We start from the raw sequence: 17,050 nt of genomic DNA on the forward strand, positions 1-17,050 counted from the left end.
TCAGCCCAGCAGTTTCAGCGTCGCCTCGTCCGGTTGGCCGCCGCAGTAGCGGTCCAGGGATCTGCGGTAGAGGTCGCCGTCCTCCGCCGCAGCCCGGGCGAACAGCGTCATGGAGGAGCGGAACTTCAGGTCGTCCGGCGATCCGAAGATCTCATGAAGCGTCCGCCCCTGCACCGCCAGCACCGTTTCCGTCGCTTGCACCAGCCGTGGGCCGAGGATTGGGTGCGCCAGATAGGCCTGCGCCTCGTCGAGCGAGGCGATGCCGTAGAACTGTGCGGTGGCGGAGCGGCCGAGGTCGCGCAGCTGCGGGAAGATAAACCACATCCAGTGGCTCCGCTTATGGCCGGCCCGCAATTCGTCGAGCACGGTCGCGAAGACCGGATCCTGCGCCTTGACGAAGCGCTGGAGGTCTAAAGGATCGCCGTCCGGCATGCTGCCGCTCCTCATCCGTGGTCCGGTCTGACACATCGGATGGATGGCGGTGCTTCGCAACGGCTTTGTGCGTCTTCGCGCGGATCAGCCGCCGCCGATCTCCACCGGCATGCGGACGAGGTCGCGGTTCCAGGTGATCTTGCATTTGTCCAGGTTCAGCCGCGTCATGTAGACGTAGGCGGTCTTGCCGACATCTTCGAAATTGCGGCCCTGGCTGGCGGGATCGAGCAGGGCGGGGTAGTCGAAGGCCGCCTTGTCGCCGCAGCCGTAGCGGAACAGCAGCGGGGCCGCCCACAGAAGCTCCGGCTTCGACCAGCTCACCAGATCCGGGGAGGTCGTGGTCCAGATGCCGGTGCGGCCGTCGCGGGTCATCGCCAGCGTGGCGATGAACTGGCCGCTGGCGCGGTGGCGGACGATGCTGCGCACGGTGCCTTGCAGCACGTTGGGGGCGACCGGGGCGCAGAGATGGGCTTCCGGAGCATCCTTGGCTTGGTCATCACGGACGAAACGGACGGAGAAGGATTTGCCGTCCCAGCCGCGCCAGGACTGCGGATCGGCGAGATTGTCGGTCCGCATCAGGCAGGCGCCGCGCTGCTGCGCCCCGAACCGTTCGGCCCACAGGAAGGCGTACCAGTGGTCGCCGTTGCGGACGATGTTGCTGGGCGCGAAATAGCCGGTGCGCTGGCCGACGTCGCCGGCATAGGGGTAGGGCAGCGTTGCGACGGTGTGGTTGGGCGGAGCCGCGCTCAGCCGGAAGCTCGCCCCGCCGTCGCCGGAGACCGCCGACGTGATGCTGTTGCGCCAGCAGCGCATGTATTCACCGGACGGGCAGAGCGCGGGGCGCTTCTGGGCGTGGAACTCGTTGCTGACCAGGGCGAAGACGGTGGTGCCGTCGGGCGTGTAGAAGGATGAAATCCAGCTGCGGTCGTCATGCAGGCGCGGGTCGTCCTGGCCGTGGCCCTGGAAGATCACCGCGCAGTTCGGCCGCACGGCGTCCAGTGACGGGCCGGTCAGCGCCCGCGCGGTGGAATGCGAGGCGATCAGATGCACCGTGCCGGCCGCATCGCGGAAGGCGCGCGCCGGGGTGTCCGGCGCGTCGCTTTCGGCGCAGGCGTCGCGTTGCCAGGAGGTCACCGTTTCCGGTTCCCCCGTCCTTTTGATCGTCAGCGCGTGGGCGGGGGCGGCGACCATGCCCAGCGCCAGCACGAATGCCGCGGTTCGGTTGAGCATGGCTGCTACCCCTCGTCCCGTCACTTGCCGTTTGCGATGGACTTCAGGAAGGGCGCCGGCTGCAGCCGGTTGGCGACCAGGAAGTCCAGATAGCGGGTGGCAGACTCCGCGCGGTGGCGGTCGTAGGCGTCGGGGTCGAAGTTGATGAGCGACTTCAAGCGGCTACGGGTCAGCGGCATCGTCAGGTCGGCGGCATCGGCATAGGGGACGCCGGTGTTCTCGCACAGCTCGCGCGTGCGGGAATCGATGGTGACCGTCAGGCCCATCCGCTCCGCCTGGATCGCCAGCGCGACGCCGTGATAGCGGCAGCCGATGGTCAAATCTTGCTGGCGCAGAGTGTCCATCCAGGCCGGCACGTCATAGTAGGAGCGCATGTAGTTGCGGCACCAGACCTTGAACTCCTCGAAGGAGTAGTGCGGCACGGTGTGGCGGTGGATTTCCTTCAGCGCATGCGGGTCGATGCCGTCGAACAGCCCGCGCGAGGCGCGGATCATCTCGCCCATCGATTGCACGATGTACTGGCCGGGCGCGATGGGATCCATCATCAGGGCGATCAGCTGGTGCTCGATCTCCCGCGTCTTGACCCAGGCCTGATGGCCGCCGGCCACCGTGATCGAGCGCGGCAGGTCGAGCGCCGACCAGTTGGCGTGGATCTTCCGGCCCAGCCCCGGCGCCTGATTGAGGAAATGCGACGGGCAGCCGCCGGGCAGCGAGCCGGTGATGCCCAGCTTGTCCAACTGCGCCGTGGTGTAGGCGCCACGGGTGTAGATGTTGGGCGCGGTCGCGGAAGCCGGGTTCGAGGCCGCGATCACCTGCGCCCACCGCAGCGTGCCGGGGCTTAGTTCGATGTCGTGGTCATAGCTGTTCGCCTGGGCGCCCAGGCCGATGGCGACGATCGGCAGTCCGGACTTTTCCAGATTCTCCGCCATCTGACCGTAGTCGGTGTGGCGGCCCAGCTGGTTGGCGCAGGGAATGACGATGATGTCGGCATTGTTCCGCAGCGTCTCGGCCGAAGAGCCCCAGCTGAAATGCTTCACCGGGTTGGCGATGTGGCTGCAGATCGAATGCACGAAGGCGAGGTTGCCGTTGTTGTGCCCGATGCCGTTGTACAGGTCGTCGAATGCGGCGTTCGAATAGAGGCCGAGATTCGGCGTCTTCCACAGCACCGCGACGCGCAGAGGCTGGGTCGACGCACGGCCGGCGGTCTGACTTGCGGTCTGGCCGGAAGAGTGCGGCCGGTCGACAGGAGTGTCGATGACGATGTCTTCAAGCATGTCGGCTCAAGCCTCGGGTCGGTGGATGCTGGAAACTGGCCGACGGTAAGCGCAGAAGAGGTAAGACTGCAAGTGACATCCAAAAAATACCACGGCTGATTCAATGACCTATAGTGCTTAGACTTTCTAGGCAGTTTTTATGCCCTGGATATTTTACGTGATATTGGTGTCGATCGGCCGATGATCTTGCGAAGTTGTATAGAAATTCGAAAGATGTTCGATGGCGGGATGAAGGGGGTTGAAAGCAGGCAAAGGTCGTCCCATTTCAGGCGGCGTTCCTGGAAATCGAAGCGGGAACCAAGTGTCAGTCAGGGTGCCAGGCAAATTCGCCTGGGCGCCCCTTTAATGCGTTGTCAAAATTCCTATATAGTGTTCGTTGCGCCGCTGATGGCGCCGACCCCGACAGAAGGGCTTTCGCCCATATGACCGTTTGCAATTCCCCGGTTCGGCCGCGCTGACCGCCTGGCCCTGCCGCTCCTCTCCGGCCCTGCGGCTTGCTGGCTGCGGCGCCACCTTCCCCGGCGCGGCGCTGCCCGCGGGGCTGGAGAGGACCCCTCTTTGCCCGTTCCCGCACCGAGGCCCGGTGCACACCGTCTGGCAGCGTCGAATGCCGGCAACGCAACGAACCAAAAATCCGACCTTCAACAGGACCGACCCGAACAACGCCGGAGCCTTTGCCCACGGCGCCGCTCCTGTCGGCTGGGAGAAAAAGAGACACCATGCAGCGCAACGCTGAAACCCGCACCGCTCAATCCGATACCGCCCCAACCCGCACCGCAGAAACCCGTATTTCCGAACCCCGTACTGCGGAACCGATGCAGCTCTATCTGCAGGACGCCCGCAAGTATCAGTACCTGACGCCCGAACAGGAACTCGATCTCGCCGTCCGCTGGCACGACCATCAGGACCCGGCCGCGCTCGACAAGCTGGTCGGCAGCCATCTGCGGCTGGTCGTGAAGATGGCCCGCGGCTATCTCGGCTATGGCCTGCCGCTGTCCGATCTGGTGGCGGAGGGCAATGTCGGCGTGATGCAGGCGGCGCAGAAGTTCGATCCCGCCAAGGGGTTCCGCTTCGCCACCTACGCGTCCTGGTGGGTGCGTGCGGCGATCCAGGAATATGTCCTGCACAACTGGTCGCTGGTGAAGATCGGCACCACCGCCGGGCAGAAGAAGCTGTTCTTCAGCCTGCGCCGCCTGAAGGCGCGGATGCAGGAACTGGAGAGCGGCGACCTGTCGCCGGAAGCGGTGGAGAGCATCGCGACCGAACTGAACGTGTCGACGGCCGAGGTGGTGGAGATGAACCGCCGCCTGGGCAACGACCGCTCGCTGAACGTCGGCCTGTCGGAAGAGGGCGATGCCGAGTGGCAGGACCTGCTGGCCGACGAGCGGCCGGACCAGGAGACGACGCTTGCCGATTCCGAGGAGCGCCGCCGGCGCCAGCAGTTCCTGAAGCTGGGGTTGGGGGTGCTGGACGACCGCGAACGCCAGATTCTGGTGGCCCGCCGCCTGCGTGACGAGCCGTTGACGCTGGAGGAACTGAGCCAGACCTTCCACGTCTCGCGCGAGCGTGTGCGGCAGCTGGAGGTGCGTGCCTTCGAGAAGCTCCAGAAGGCGGTGATCGCGACCGCAAGGACGGAGCAGGTGGCAATCGAGAAGAAGCGTCTGCTGACCAATGCCTGACCGGGCAGGTTGCGGCGATGTTTTGAAAGGGCGCGGCTTTTGAAAAGCCGCGCCTTTCCTGTCAGGTGTCCAGGCAACCGCCCTTCGGCGCGACGGTGATGCGGATCAGTTCCGATCCGCCGCCGCCGAAGACGTTGCCGCCGGTGTAGGTCAGGCAGCCTTCGTTGCGGTAGATGACCTGCAATCGCTGGGCGTCGTTGCCGAAATAGAAGGGGATCCAGCGCTTGCCGGTCTCGTGCCGGATCATGTTGTCGGGCGCGCCGATCAGGGTGGAGACCTCTTCCATCGTCATGCCGATTTGCAGCTTGGCGAAGCGGCTGCCGGGAGCGGGGGAGCCGATCACCTCGCCCTCGTACCGGCCGTCGCGCGACTTCACCATCCGCGCGTCCGGCGTCGACGGCGCGGCGGAGGCGGTCGTCGCCGTTCCGTTGCTGCTGGCCGTGCCCTGCTGCTGCCCGGCGCAGCCGATCAGCAGCGCCACCGCGGACAATGCCGCCCACGTCGTTTTCCCCACCATGTCTTTTCCTATTGGTTCTGTTCCGGCCGTGGCCATGTAGTGGCGACTATGAGGGCGATAACCGGTCGCCAGCATTGGCAAAGGCGGATGAGGAACGCCTGACAGGGGTAGTAACAACAGGCAGCCTGCCGGCCGCCCCACCGTCACATTGCGGTCTCGACCTGCCTTTTGCCGCTGTAGTTCTTGAACAGGTCATAATCGGTGTCGCACCGTACCTGCGCCAGTCCGGCCGCCTCCATCGCAGCGGTGATGACCTCCGGCTCCACGCAACGGTCGATGGTTTCCCAGTAATAGCGCATCAGCGTCCGCCCGCTCTCGCCGCCGCCGCTGAGGCGTGAGACCGCCGGCACCACCATGCCGAGATAGGCGTTCATCAGGTGCCGGGTGACCGGGCGGCGCGGCCGGCCGATCTCCATCACCAGCACGGTTCCGCCGGGGCGCAGTACGCGGCGGAACTCGCGGAAGGTGGCGGTCAGGTCGCCGACATGGCGCAACGCGTAGCCGATGGTGACCAGATCGACGCTGGCGTCGGCCAGCGGCAGCGCATCGGCCACGCCCTGGATCAGCGGGATGGGCAGGCTGCGCCGCGCCTCCGCCAGCATCGCTTCGCTGAGGTCCAGCCCGATGACGTCGGCGGCATTGCCGCAGAGCGCCACCGCCTCCCTCGCGACCAGACCGGTGCCGATGGCAACATCCAGCACCCGCATGCCCGGCCGCAAGCCCGCCCGGCGCAGGCATTGCGCCCGATACCAGGAGCCGGAGCCCAGCGCGAAGATCGCGTTGATACGGTCGTAATGATGGGCGGTGCGGTTGAAAAGGCCGCGGACGAAATGTTGCCGTTGCGCCTTGTCGCCGTAGTAGGTGTCCAGAACCGGGTGCGGTTCGACGGTGGCGTCGACGCGGGGGGAGGGTTCGGTCGGCACGGCTGTGTCTCCTTTGCGGCGCAGGCGGCAACGGCAAACGTCGTTGACAACACACGCACCACGCATCCCCGGTTGAGCTGTTCGGCTTCAAGCCGTGGGTATCTTGTGGGCGCGGAACCCGGCAGGCAAGTGGGTTTACATGTCGCCAAATGGGTAATCACTTAAGCCAGTTGCGCAATCTCAAGTGCATTGGCGGAAATCTGCCAGCAGTGTGCGGTGCGGATGAAATCGTATTGAAACATTGCTGCGGAGAGTTACTGGAACAGTGAATGCTGATACCGGTAATGAGTGGATATATCCTTCTGGCTAGGCCCCGGATAAAGGGCAGTGTCGGGGCTTTGTCCCTGGATTGCGCGTGACGGAGTGCGATAAAATCCTCGCAGGAGTTGCCGGCCGCGGCGCCAGAAACGTGTATCCACGTCGAACACCCCCAAAGCGGGACAAGCGGGAGAGCGGCAAAGCCCATGGTGTCGAACGGTTCCAACTACGATTGCGATGTCCTTGTGGTGGGCGGCGGGCCTGCCGGGTCGACCGCTGCGGCGCTGCTGGCCGGGAAGGGCCATCGGGTGGTTCTGCTGGAAAAGGACCATCATCCGCGCTTCCACATCGGGGAGTCCCTGCTTCCCTGCAACCTGCCCCTGCTGGAGCGGCTGGGTGTGCTGGAGGAGGTGGAGCGGGTCGGCATGCTGAAATATGGGGCGGAATTCGTCTCGCCCTATCACGGCAAGGCCGTCACCTTCGACTTCGCCAACGCGTGGGACAAGTCCAAGCCCTATGCCTTTCAGGTTCGGCGGTCGGAATTCGACCACATCCTGATCCGCAATGCCGTCGCCAGGGGCGCCACCGTCGTCGAAGGCTGCAAGGTGACGGACGTCGACATCCAGGGGGCTGAGGGCACCACCGTCACCGCGCGGCAGGAGGACGGCACAATCCGCACCCTGCGCACCCGCTTCCTGGTCGATGCGTCCGGCCGCGACACGCTGCTGGCGTCGCGCTTCGGCATCAAGCGGCGCAACGTCAAGCACAACAGCGCGGCGATGTTCGGCCATTTCACCGGCGCCAAGCGGCTGCCGGGCAAGGCGGAAGGCAACATCACCGTCTTTTGGTTCGACCATGGCTGGTTCTGGTTCATCCCGCTGGCGGACGGTACCACCAGCGTCGGCGCGGTCTGCTGGCCCTATTACTTCAAGACGCGCAAGACCGACCAGACCCGCTTCTTCCTCGATACCGTGGCGCTCTGCCCGGCGCTGGCGGAGCGGCTGGAGGGGGCGGAACTGACCGGCCCGGTGACGGGGACCGGCAACTTCTCCTATCAGGCGGATCGCATGTCGGGGCCGGGTTACGTCATGCTGGGCGATGCCTTCGCCTTCATCGACCCGGTGTTCTCCACCGGCGTCTATCTGGCGATGACCAGCGCCTTCGAAGGGGCCGAGGTGGTCGATGCCTGCCTGCGCGAGCCGGCGCGACAGGAGCAGGTGCTGAAGCGTTTCGAGCGGACGGTGCGCCAGGGCATCGGCACCTTCTCCTGGTATATCTACCGGGTGACGACGCCGGCGCTGCGCAACCTGTTCATGGGACCACGCAACGTCTTCCGGGTGGAGGAGGCGTTGCTGTCGCTTCTGGCCGGCGACGTCTTCCGCCCGTCGCCGATCAAGACGCGACTGAAGATATTCAAGGCGATCTACTACATGAACGCCCTGCTGGACTTCAAAAGGAACTACATGGCATGGCGGAAACGGCGGCAGAACGTGCGCACCCCCGTGGGCGACGCGGTCTAGGCTTTCTCAGGACGGTTCGGCGGGCTTGGGAGTATCCCCTGTTCTATGTCCTGCTGTTCCTGTTCGGCCTGATGTCGCTGGCCTGGAGCCTGACGGCGGCGCTGATCGGTCCGCTTCTGCCGCGCCGGATCGCCGGGCCGCTCGGGCGGCTGGCGATCAGGACGGGATTTCGTCTCTATCTCGGCACGCTGCGGGCCTGCGGGGTGCTGAGGACCGACCTGTCGGCGCTGGATTCGCTGAAGGGTGACGGCGGCCTGCTGATCTGCCCGAACCATCCGTCGATCCTGGATGCCGTGCTGCTGATCTCGCGTTTGCCGGACGTGGTGTGCATCGCCAAGGCCCCGGTTTACGACAACCTCCTCTTCGGCGGCGGGGCGCGCATGGCGGGCTATATCCGCAACGACGCGCCCAACTCGCTGGTCAAGATGGCGGCGCAGCGGGTGCGCGCCGGTCATCAACTGTTGATCTTCCCCGAAGGCACCCGGACGGAGCGGGCGCCGGTCAACCCGCTGAAGGGCGGCTTCGCGCTGATTGCCAAGACGGCGGGGGCGCCCGTGCAGACCGTCTTCATCGACGCCAACAGCAACTTTCTCGGCAAGGGCTGGCCGCTGTTCCGCAAACCGGAATTCCCGCTGGTCTACACCGTCCGTCTCGGCCGCCGCTTCGATCCGCCGACCGACGTGCGCGGGCTGGTCGAGGATTTGGAACGCCACTATAGGACAGAGCTGTGATACCCGACGCCTCATCCAGTCATCTGGTCCTGATCCCCAGTTACAACACCGGCCCGAAGCTGTTCGAGACGGTGCGGGATGCCCGCGCGCATTGGGCGCCGGTCTGGGTCGTTATCGACGGCAGCACCGACGGAACGGCGGAGACGTTGCGGGCGATGGCGGCGGACGATCCGCATCTGCGGGTGCTGGAACTGCCGGCAAACCACGGCAAGGGGGCCGCCATCCTGCATGGGCTGGAGGAGGCGGAGCGCTGCGGCTTCACCCATGCGCTGACCATGGACGCCGACGGCCAGCATCCGGCCGACCGAATCCCGCAGTTCCAGGGGGTGTCGCTGGCCAACCCCGATGCGCTGGTGCTGGGCAAGCCGGTGTTCGATGCGGGCGCGCCGCGGCTGCGGGTGGGTGGGCGCAAGATCTCCAACTGGTGGGCCAATCTGGAGACGCTGTGGGGCGGGATCGGCGATTCGCTGTTCGGCTTCCGTGTCTATCCGATCAAGCCGCTGCGCGCGGTGATGCGGCGCAATCCGTGGATGCGGCGCTTCGACTTCGATCCGGAGGCGGCTGTGCGGCTGTGCTGGGCCGGCCTGCCGACCGTCAACGTCCCCGCCCCGGTCCGCTATTTCAAGGCGGAGGAGGGCGGGGTTTCCCACTTCAACTATGTCCGGGACAACGCCCTGCTGACCTGGATGCACACGCGGCTGATGCTGGGTTTCGTCGGCCGGCTGCCGATGCTGGTGGTCCGGCGGGTGCGCTCCCGGCCGCTCAGATCATCCCCCCGTTGATCGAGACGATCTGGCCGGAAATGTAGGCGGCGCGGTCGGAGGCCAGGAAGGCGACGAGGTCGGCCACCTCCTCCGGCCGCCCGGCACGCTTCATCGGCACCATCCGCTTGACCGTCTCGGCGTCGAAGGCGGCGTCGGCCATAGGGGAGGCGATGATGCCCGGCGCCACCGCGTTGACGGTGATGCCGCGCGGCGCCAGCTCCAGCGCCAGCGATTTGGTGGCGCCATGCAGCCCGGCCTTGGCGGCGGCGTAGTTGGTCTGGCCGCGGTTGCCGGTGACGGCCGCCACCGACGACACATTGACGATCCGGCCCCAGCGCGTGCCGATCATCGGCATCAGCAGCGGCTGCGTCACGTTGAAGAAGCCGTTCAGCGACACGTCGATGACGCGGCCCCACTGCTCCCGCCGCATTGCCGGCATCACCGCGTCGTCGTGGATACCGGCATTGTTGACCAGGATTTGGATCGGGCCGGTCTCCAGCACCCTTTCCAGGGCGACGGCGGTGGCCTCCGCATCCGTGACGTCGAAGACGATTGCTTCCGCCGATCCGCCGGATGCCGCGATCTCCGCCGCCAGCGTTTCGGCGCGGGCAGGGGAGCCGTTGGCGTGGACCAGCACATGGTGGCCTTCGGCGGCCAGTGCCTTGCTGATGGCGGCACCCAGGGCGCCGCTGCCGCCGGTGACGAGTGCGCGTTTCATGAAAACCCCGTTGCCACGCCGCCCGCGTCGATCACCACCGCCGCCCGGCCGCTCAGCAGTTCTCGGCCGCCGGCCGACAGGGAGAAGGCGTAGATCACGCGGCTGCCTTCGCCGGTCAGATTCTCGGCGTCGATGACCAGATCCTCCGCGATGTCGTCAAGCCGGGCGACATGGCAGGCAAGGTCGCGCAGGCTGGCGAGATAGCCGGCAGCAGGGCGCGCACCGCCGGCCGTCAGCCCGCCATGCACCGCCATCGCCTGCGACGCATATTCGACGCCGCACAGCGCTGCGAGCCGCCCGGCATGGCGCAGCGGGTTGTCGGGTGCGCGGTGGCTGCGGGCGATGCAGCGGATACGGCTGCGGTCCCAGGACAGCACGCCATTCAGCAGGCACATGGTGCCGGCGTGCGGGATCAGGGCGGCAATCTCATCGCGCGTCATCAGCATGGCGCGCCGACCCGCACCACCACCCGGCTGCCCGGAGGCAGGTCGAGCACCACCGTTTCCGGAGCGCCGCCCGCGACGACCCTGGCCAGCGCCGCCAGCAGCGGCAGGGCGCGGCCGGTCGGGTTGCCGGTGCGCAGGGCTTCCAGCCCGACCTCTGCCATGCGGCTGACCGGCTCGTCCCGGCGCGACAGGTCGATGTCGAGGCGGGCGAGACAACGGTCGGTCGGCTGGGGGGTCAGCACCAGGGCGGTGCCGAAGATGCCGGCAATGGGGCGGACCTTGTTCAACGGCTCCGGATAGGGCAGGTCGTAGGCGATCAGCCCGACGGTCCAGCCATCGGCCGAGACCTCCGCCGCCGCCTCAAGGAGTCCAGTCTGGAAGCTTTCGTCATGGGCCGACAGGCTGGTGGAGGGCTCGCGGCAGCGGGTGGCGATGCTCCAATAACCGGCCGGCGCGTTGTGGACGGAGTTGTGAAAGCGGGTCGGCGAGATGTCGCGCTCCTCCGTCGCCAGCGTTTCCAGGATCTGGTGCAGCGTATCGGGATCGCCGCTGGAGGAGGTGAAGACGGTGGCGACGGTTGCCGGGTCGCGGCCGGCCTGCTCCAGCGCCTCCGCCCCCACCGCCATGGCGAGTTTGACGGTGGGCACGCTGCGGCGCCGTTCGGCCGGCGGCAGGAGCGGACTGGCTGTCAGCACGGCCGGCGTCGCGACATAGGGGCTGTCGCCGGCCAGGATGGCGCGCGACTCCGCCCAGCCCGGAAGACCGGGGCCGAGCAGGCCGATGCCCTCGACATAGGCGCGCATCAGGCGGCCCACCCGAAGATCAGGCTGCTGTTGCTGCCGCCGAAGCCGAAGGAGTTGGTCATCACCCGGTCCAGCCGTCCGTTTTCGTTGGCTTGCAGGTAGCGGCTGCGCAGGGCGGGGTCGAGGGTACGGGTTTGTGGGCTGCCGGGGATCAGGCCGGTGCGCAGCGCCAGCACGCTGATGATCGCCTCGACGATGCCGGCGGCGCCCAGCGTGTGGCCGGTGTAGCCCTTGGTGGAACTGACCGGGGTGCGGGTGCCGAGCAGGCCGGTGATGGCCTGATCCTCCGCCGCGTCGCCATAGGTGGTGGCGGTGCCGTGCAGGTTCACGTAGTCGATGTCCTCCGGCCGCAGGCCGGCGCTGGCCAGTGCCCGCTCCATCGCCAGGCGGGCGCCCAGCCCTTCCGGATGCGGGGTCGACATGTGGTGCGCGTCGTTGCTCTCGCCGGTGCCCAGCAGATTGATGCTGCCGGGGGCCGGCTTGGGAGCCGCGCGTTCCAGCAGGGCGAAGCCGGCGCCCTCGCCGAGCGAGACGCCGCTGCGCTCCGCGTCGAAAGGCCGGCAGGGGGTGGGAGAGACCAGTTCCAGCGAATGGAAGCCGTAGAGCGTCGTCAGGCACAGGCTGTCGGCCCCGCCGACCACCGCGGCGTCGCACAGGCCGGTGGCGATCATGCGGGCGGCGTTGGCGAAAACCTTCGAGGTCGTGGCGCAGGCGGAGGAGACGACGAAGGCCGGCCCTTCCAGCCCCAGGCGGTGGCGGACGAAGTCGGCGAGCGAGCCGGTGCTGTGGGTGGTGGCGAAGCTGAAGGCGGCGGGCAGGGCCCCGGTCTGCGGATCGCGCGCCCGGAAAGCCAGTTCGGCCGACAGGATACCCGACGTGCTGGTGCCGAGGAATACCCCGATCCTGTGGGCGCCGTACCGCTCGCGGGCCGCGGCGACCGCTTCGGCGAAGCCGTCCTGGTGCAGCGCCATCTCGGCCAGCCGGTTGTTGCGGCAGTCATAGCCGGCAAGCTCCGGCGGCAAGCGTATATCGTCCACCCCCGCCACCTCGCCGATGTGCGTGTCGAGCGTGACCGTCTCGAAGCTGCAAGGTTTCAGGCCGCCCCGGCCGCTGCGCAGAGCATCCAGGGTTGCATCCTGGCCGGCCCCAAGGCTGCTGACGATGCTCATATGGCTTAGGGAAAGTGGATGCACGATGAAATTCTTATGATCGTTGGGCAGGTAGAGCGGCGGATTGCGGTTTCATTTTCAGTGAAATGCTAGCATTGGAAAATTCATGCCCGGAAGGACAAATTTGGACTGAGGCGTTGCTTCGGCGGCCTATGAACAAGGTGTTGGCGAATGGTGTGCCCTGGCTCATCGGCAGAGCCTCCGTGGCGAAGCCCAGGTCGGCCAGCAGGGCGGACCACTCCGCCGCCGGGCGGTAGGTCAGAGGCTGGCGCCAGCGGCCACGGGCGGCGCAGGCGATCTGCTCCGCCCAGCGGGTGACCTGGAACGGCAAGCCGCCGTCGGCATCCGCCTCCCGCAGCAGCAGCAGTCCGCCGGGCGGCAACGCGTCGGCGCAGCGGGCGAGCATTGCCGCCTGTTCGCTCCGGCTGAGGTAGAGCAGCACGTCGAGGATGACGATGGCGTCGCAGGGCGGCAGGTCGGCGTTGCGGACGTCGCCCTGGACGACGGCGTCGGCGCCCAACGCCGATTGGGCGATCCGCACCCGCCTGGGCGACAGTTCGACACCCTGCGTGGCGAGGGCGGCAGGAGGGGCGGGCCAGTCGGCCGGCCAGTCACCGGCTGCGTGCCGCTCCGTCGCCGCGCGCAGCAATGCCGGCAGAACCCCTTGGCCGCAGCCGAGGTCGAGCAGCCGGCCATGGGTGGGCAGCAGGGGCTGGTTCAGCAGGTGGCGAAAGACGGGATCGCCGGCCAGCTTGCCTTTGGCGAAATGCCAGGCGTAGCGACCGCAGCGGCGATAGGGCCGCGCGGCGGCGGCGACCAGATCGCGGAAGACGGCGTCAGTCATCGGCCACCACCTCCAGCGAAACGGCCGTCAGCCCACGGGCGGCCAATGTGTCGAGCAGGCGCGGCAGCACCGTCAGCACCACCGGCCGGCCGCCACCATCGCCGCCACCATTGCCGTTGCCGTCGCGGGCGGCGGAGCCGTCATGCAGCATCAGCAGGTCACCGGGGGCGAGATCGCGGACAAGCCGCCGTTCCACCCCCGCCGGGTCGCGCCGCACCGCGTCGAAGCCGCGCCGCGTCCAGGTCGCCAGACGCAGGCCGAAGCCGGCGAGCACGGGGTCGAGCAGGGGATTGCGCAGGCCGGCCGGCGGCTTGAAGAAGCGTGGCGGCCGGCCGGCGAGATCGGTCAGGATGCGTTGCGCCTCCCCAACCTCGCGGCGGATGGCGCCGATGCCCATGGTGGCGAAGCGGTGGGAATGATGCCAGCTGTGGTTTTCCACCGTGTGGCCGCGGCGGACGATGGCCTCGATCAGGGCGGGGTGGCGGGCGGCGCGGTCGGCGATGCAGAAGAAGCTTGCCTTGGCGCCACCGCGGTCGAGCTGGTCGAGGACGGCGGGGGTCACCTCCGGATCGGGGCCGTCATCAAAGCAGAGGCCGACTTGGCCCCGCTGCGCATTCTCCACCGGTAGACGTCGCAGGTTGGGTCCGAGCAGGCTGCTGCGCGGCCAGAGCCCGATGGCGCCAAGCAGGGCATGGTTGCCGGCCACCGCACCCAGCGCCCAGGGCCATGCCGTGGGCAAAGCCGCCACACCAGCCAGGGCAGCGACGTGCAGGGCGGCCGATGCGTGCAGCAGCGGCGATGGGGTCCAACGAAGCTCAGCCATGGCTCGGACCCTCCGCTCCGGCGGGCTGCTGCCGGCCCAGCACCGCGGCAAAGGCGAGACTGAGGAAGGCGCCGACGGCCACCGTCATGCCGATGCCGTGCAGAACGGGAATGCCGGAGAACGTCAACGTGCCGAAGCCGATGACGGTGCAGAGGTTGGCGATGGCGACGGAAGCGACGGTGCGCTCGCGCAAGGCAACGGACGGCTCCGGCCGCTCGAACAGCAGGGAATAGTTGGAGCCGACGCCGACCACCAGCAGCAGACCCACCAGATGGAAGATCGTCAACGTCTGTCCCAGTGCGGTCAGCAGCGCCATGGTGATGACCACCGCCGCGGCCAGCGGCATCACCGCCGCGACCAGCGAGCGGACGGACCGCAGGGCCGCGGCCAGCAGCACCGTGATGGCAATGCCGCCGAGGACGGCCAGCGTCAGCGCCTCCTGCCTATAGGTGAGGTAGAGGCTGTCGGATTCGTCCTTCAGGTTCAGCAGGACGGCGCCCTTCGTCGCTGCGTCACCAGCCAGCCGGATGCTGAGCGTCTGCGGATCGGTGACGCCGCGCAGGGGCAGCATGGCGGTCCAGCCGGTGCCGGTGCGGACCAACAGGGAGTCGAATTTCAGCTTGAGGCTGGTGCCGTCCAGGCTGGCCGGGGTCAACAACGGTTGGGTCCGCGCCTTTTCGGCGTCAGCCAGGAAGGGCGCAAAGGCATTGGGGCGGAACGGCAGACTTTGCAGGGCTTGGGTCAGAGCGGCGCGCAGTTGGTCGGGCGGCGGCAGGGCGGCTTGGCGGGCGCGCTGCGCCGCTTGGCTAGGGAGGACGAGGGCGGGGGAGTCGTAGCCGGCGATCAGATGGTCGCGGGTCAGTGCCGCCAGCGGGGCGGACAGGCGTTCGGCGGCGGCCAGCGCCTCGTCCACCGTCGGCGCGCTGGTGACCAGCAGATGGCCGGCGTCGGGTGCGCCGAGGTCGCGGCGCAGCGCTTCGTCAAGCCGCTGGTCGGCTTCCGCGATCGGGCTGAGGCTGGACAGCTCGGCCGACCAGACGGTCGGGCCCAGATAGGCCAGCCATGCCAGAGACAGCAGCGTCACGGCGGCCAGCGGCAGGCGCAAGGCCGGGGCGGAGCGGGTCAGGGCGGTCAGCAGCGGCGCCAGCCTTGCCGGGCGTTCGGTGGAGTAGTCCTGTGGCAGCAGGACCGGCAGCACCCAGCGGGTGACCGCCAATGCCACCACCAGTCCAGTGATGGAGAAGAGGCCCAACTGCGCCAAGCCGCTGAAACTGGAGAACAGCATCGTGCCGAAGCCGACGACGGAGGTCGCGACCCCCAGCAGCAGCGTCGGCCAGATGCGCAGGAGGGTGCGGCGCGCCGGGCTGCCCGGCTGGGTCTGGGTGAACAGGTAGATGGCGTAATCGACGCTCTCGCCCAGCAGGGTGACGCCGAAGCCCAGCGTGATACCGTGCACCGTGCCGAAGCCCAGTCCGACCGCCGCGACCCCGGCCAGCGCACCGGTGGCGGCCGGAAGGAGCGAGAGGGCCAATGCGCGAAAGGAGCGGTAGACCAGCAGGAGGACGCCGGTCACCAGGACCGTGGCGATGATCGAGGAGCGGGTGGCGTCCGCCTCGATCCGGTCGCGAGTCTGGACGGAGAAGACGGCCGGCCCGGTCATCACCAGTCGGGCGGAGCCGGTCGCCGCCCCTGCCTCGTTGAAAGCGCTGCGGATCAGGTCGAGCGTCTTCTGCTGGGCGTCCATGTCGAAGCCGGGGGCGGTGGTCTGCACCAGCAGCAGCGCCCGCGCCCCGTCGCCCGACACCCACACGCCGTCGCGGCTGGCCGGGCCGGCGGCATCGCCCAACATCCGGTCGGTCAGGCGCAGGATCTCGGCGGTGGGGTCGGCCCGGAGAGCCTGCTTCAGGGCCATGCCGGCAGGCGATTGCAGAAGGCGCAGGTCGTTCTGCAGGGCTTCGTGCAGACCCTCGGCGGTGAAGCGGTCGGGGGTGACGGCGGGGCTGAGCAGATAGCGGTTGGACCAGAGATAGGCGCCGTCGGCACCGCGCCCCGTCCGTTCGCCATTCTCGACCGCCGCCACCAGCGGGTTGCCGCGCAGCCGGTCGGCGAGAGCGCGGCTGAGGCCGGTCAGGCGATCCGGCTCGTCGCCTTCGATGGCGATCAGGATCAGGCGGGAGACGACGCCGTCGCGCAGCTGGTCGACCAGCAACTGCTGGGTGGCGGAGGGGGAACGCGGCAGGAAGGCGGACAGGTCGGCGGTGACCGGCGTGCGCGCCACCAGCAGGCCGCAGGCGATCAGCCCGGCCAGCCACAGCGCGATCGCCCATCCACCCCGTCGCACCGCAGCGGTCATGCCGGGTCCGGCTGGATGGTCATGACGGAGCGGTCGCCGTCGGCCTGGAGGACCTCGATCCGGCGGATGGTGGCGTCGCCGCCGGCGATGACGATGCGCTGGACGATCTTGCGCGCCTCCTCCGCCCGCGGAGTCAGCTGCATGCGCCAGTCCTGCGGTGCGCCTTCCAGGGCCACCTCGTAGAACCGCATGATGGAGGGAACGTCGCCGCGCAGGGTGGCGCGGATGCTTTCCACATAGGTCTGGATTTCCGGCATGGCGGAGACCGACAGCGTGCGCGACGCCCCGTCCGCCTGGGTCAGGGTCAGCCTGTCGCCCTCCAGCCGCAGGCCTTCCGGCTGGGGCTGCAGGGTGCGCTTTTCCAGGAAATCCGGACGGCGGTAGCTGAGCGTGCCGCTGCTTTCGAGCGGTGTGGTCAGCATGCCGATCTCGCGCGTTTCGGTGAAGCGGGCATTGGAGCTGGGGATTTTGGCGAAGCGGGCGAACAAATCCTCCAGACCCCAGGATTCGGCCGCCGGGGCCGGCAGGGCGATGCCCAACAGCAGGAGGGCGGCCACGCCCGCGAG

The 17,050-nt window shown here is 68.0% G+C and carries 17 protein-coding genes; 4 read left to right on the forward strand and 13 right to left on the reverse strand.

Annotation, left to right across the window (positions count from 1 at the left end):
- The 3 genes from M5E06_RS26815 to M5E06_RS26825 all read right to left on the reverse strand — a co-directional run bounded on the left by M5E06_RS26815 (position 1) and on the right by M5E06_RS26825 (position 2,936).
- The gene (locus M5E06_RS26815; protein WP_353654364.1) at positions 1-432 is read right to left on the reverse strand and encodes a DUF1810 domain-containing protein; all 432 of its coding nucleotides are present in this window, start codon (positions 430-432) and stop codon (positions 1-3) included.
- 84 nt (positions 433-516) lie between these two features.
- Positions 517-1,662, reverse strand: coding sequence for a hypothetical protein (locus tag M5E06_RS26820; RefSeq protein WP_252140836.1), 1,146 nt, complete (start codon positions 1,660-1,662; stop codon positions 517-519).
- A 20-nt stretch (positions 1,663-1,682) separates the two neighbouring features.
- Positions 1,683-2,936, reverse strand: a complete 1,254-nt coding sequence (locus M5E06_RS26825) for a polysaccharide pyruvyl transferase family protein (protein WP_252140837.1) — start codon at positions 2,934-2,936, stop codon at positions 1,683-1,685.
- Positions 2,937-3,655: 719 nt separating this feature from the next.
- Here M5E06_RS26825 and rpoH point away from each other — a divergent pair.
- The gene (gene rpoH, locus M5E06_RS26830; protein WP_286208984.1) at positions 3,656-4,615 is read left to right on the forward strand and encodes an RNA polymerase sigma factor RpoH; all 960 of its coding nucleotides are present in this window, start codon (positions 3,656-3,658) and stop codon (positions 4,613-4,615) included.
- Positions 4,616-4,676: 61 nt separating this feature from the next.
- Here the strand turns inward: rpoH and M5E06_RS26835 are convergent, their stop codons facing one another.
- Positions 4,677-5,132 carry a hypothetical protein gene (locus M5E06_RS26835; RefSeq protein WP_252140839.1) on the reverse strand — a complete coding sequence of 152 codons (456 nt, stop codon included), beginning with the start codon at positions 5,130-5,132 and terminating at the stop codon, positions 4,677-4,679.
- Positions 5,133-5,275: 143 nt separating this feature from the next.
- Positions 5,276-6,055: a class I SAM-dependent methyltransferase gene (locus M5E06_RS26840; protein WP_252140840.1), complete on the reverse strand. Its 780-nt coding sequence runs from the start codon at positions 6,053-6,055 to the stop codon at positions 5,276-5,278.
- 464 nt (positions 6,056-6,519) lie between these two features.
- Between M5E06_RS26840 and M5E06_RS26845 the strand changes: the two genes are divergently transcribed.
- From M5E06_RS26845 to M5E06_RS26855, 3 genes are read left to right on the forward strand one after another with little or no spacing between them, the layout of a single operon-like run.
- Complete coding sequence (locus M5E06_RS26845) at positions 6,520-7,833, forward strand: NAD(P)/FAD-dependent oxidoreductase (protein ID WP_252140841.1); 1,314 nt, start codon at positions 6,520-6,522, stop codon at positions 7,831-7,833.
- Positions 7,782-8,564, forward strand: coding sequence for a lysophospholipid acyltransferase family protein (locus tag M5E06_RS26850; protein ID WP_252140842.1), 783 nt, complete (start codon positions 7,782-7,784; stop codon positions 8,562-8,564). Before M5E06_RS26845 ends, M5E06_RS26850 begins: the two co-directional genes overlap by 52 nt.
- Positions 8,561-9,346 (forward strand): glycosyltransferase family 2 protein, encoded by a 786-nt coding sequence (locus M5E06_RS26855; protein WP_252140843.1) that lies wholly within the window; start codon positions 8,561-8,563, stop codon positions 9,344-9,346. Before M5E06_RS26850 ends, M5E06_RS26855 begins: the two co-directional genes overlap by 4 nt.
- On the opposite strand, the gene fabG is transcribed toward M5E06_RS26855, so the two are convergent.
- Genes fabG through M5E06_RS26895 form a run of 8 tightly spaced genes read right to left on the reverse strand, consistent with a single transcriptional unit; the run spans position 9,327 to position 17,041 of the window.
- Positions 9,327-10,046: a 3-oxoacyl-ACP reductase FabG gene (gene fabG, locus M5E06_RS26860; protein ID WP_252140844.1), complete on the reverse strand. Its 720-nt coding sequence runs from the start codon at positions 10,044-10,046 to the stop codon at positions 9,327-9,329. The genes M5E06_RS26855 and fabG overlap by 20 nt on opposite strands.
- Positions 10,043-10,492 (reverse strand): hotdog family protein, encoded by a 450-nt coding sequence (locus M5E06_RS26865; protein WP_252140845.1) that lies wholly within the window; start codon positions 10,490-10,492, stop codon positions 10,043-10,045. Before M5E06_RS26865 ends, fabG begins: the two co-directional genes overlap by 4 nt.
- Positions 10,486-11,295: a beta-ketoacyl synthase chain length factor gene (locus M5E06_RS26870; protein WP_252140846.1), complete on the reverse strand. Its 810-nt coding sequence runs from the start codon at positions 11,293-11,295 to the stop codon at positions 10,486-10,488. Before M5E06_RS26870 ends, M5E06_RS26865 begins: the two co-directional genes overlap by 7 nt.
- A complete protein-coding gene (locus M5E06_RS26875; RefSeq protein WP_502802013.1) occupies positions 11,295-12,488 on the reverse strand; it encodes a beta-ketoacyl-[acyl-carrier-protein] synthase family protein in 1,194 nt (397 codons plus the stop codon). The genes M5E06_RS26870 and M5E06_RS26875 overlap by 1 nt, the downstream gene beginning before the upstream one ends.
- Positions 12,489-12,498: 10 nt before the next feature.
- The gene (locus tag M5E06_RS26880; RefSeq protein WP_252140848.1) at positions 12,499-13,308 is read right to left on the reverse strand and encodes a class I SAM-dependent methyltransferase; all 810 of its coding nucleotides are present in this window, start codon (positions 13,306-13,308) and stop codon (positions 12,499-12,501) included.
- Positions 13,301-14,131, reverse strand: coding sequence for a polysaccharide deacetylase family protein (locus M5E06_RS26885; RefSeq protein ID WP_252140849.1), 831 nt, complete (start codon positions 14,129-14,131; stop codon positions 13,301-13,303). The genes M5E06_RS26880 and M5E06_RS26885 overlap by 8 nt, the downstream gene beginning before the upstream one ends.
- Entirely contained in the window at positions 14,124-16,484 is a 2,361-nt protein-coding gene (locus M5E06_RS26890; RefSeq protein ID WP_252140850.1) for an MMPL family transporter, read from the reverse strand. Before M5E06_RS26890 ends, M5E06_RS26885 begins: the two co-directional genes overlap by 8 nt.
- Positions 16,481-17,041: an outer membrane lipoprotein carrier protein LolA gene (locus tag M5E06_RS26895; protein ID WP_252140851.1), complete on the reverse strand. Its 561-nt coding sequence runs from the start codon at positions 17,039-17,041 to the stop codon at positions 16,481-16,483. The genes M5E06_RS26890 and M5E06_RS26895 overlap by 4 nt, the downstream gene beginning before the upstream one ends.
- Positions 17,042-17,050 lie beyond the last annotated feature (9 nt).

Source organism: Azospirillum sp. A1-3, assembly GCF_023806445.1.
Lineage (GTDB): Bacteria > Pseudomonadota > Alphaproteobacteria > Azospirillales > Azospirillaceae > Azospirillum.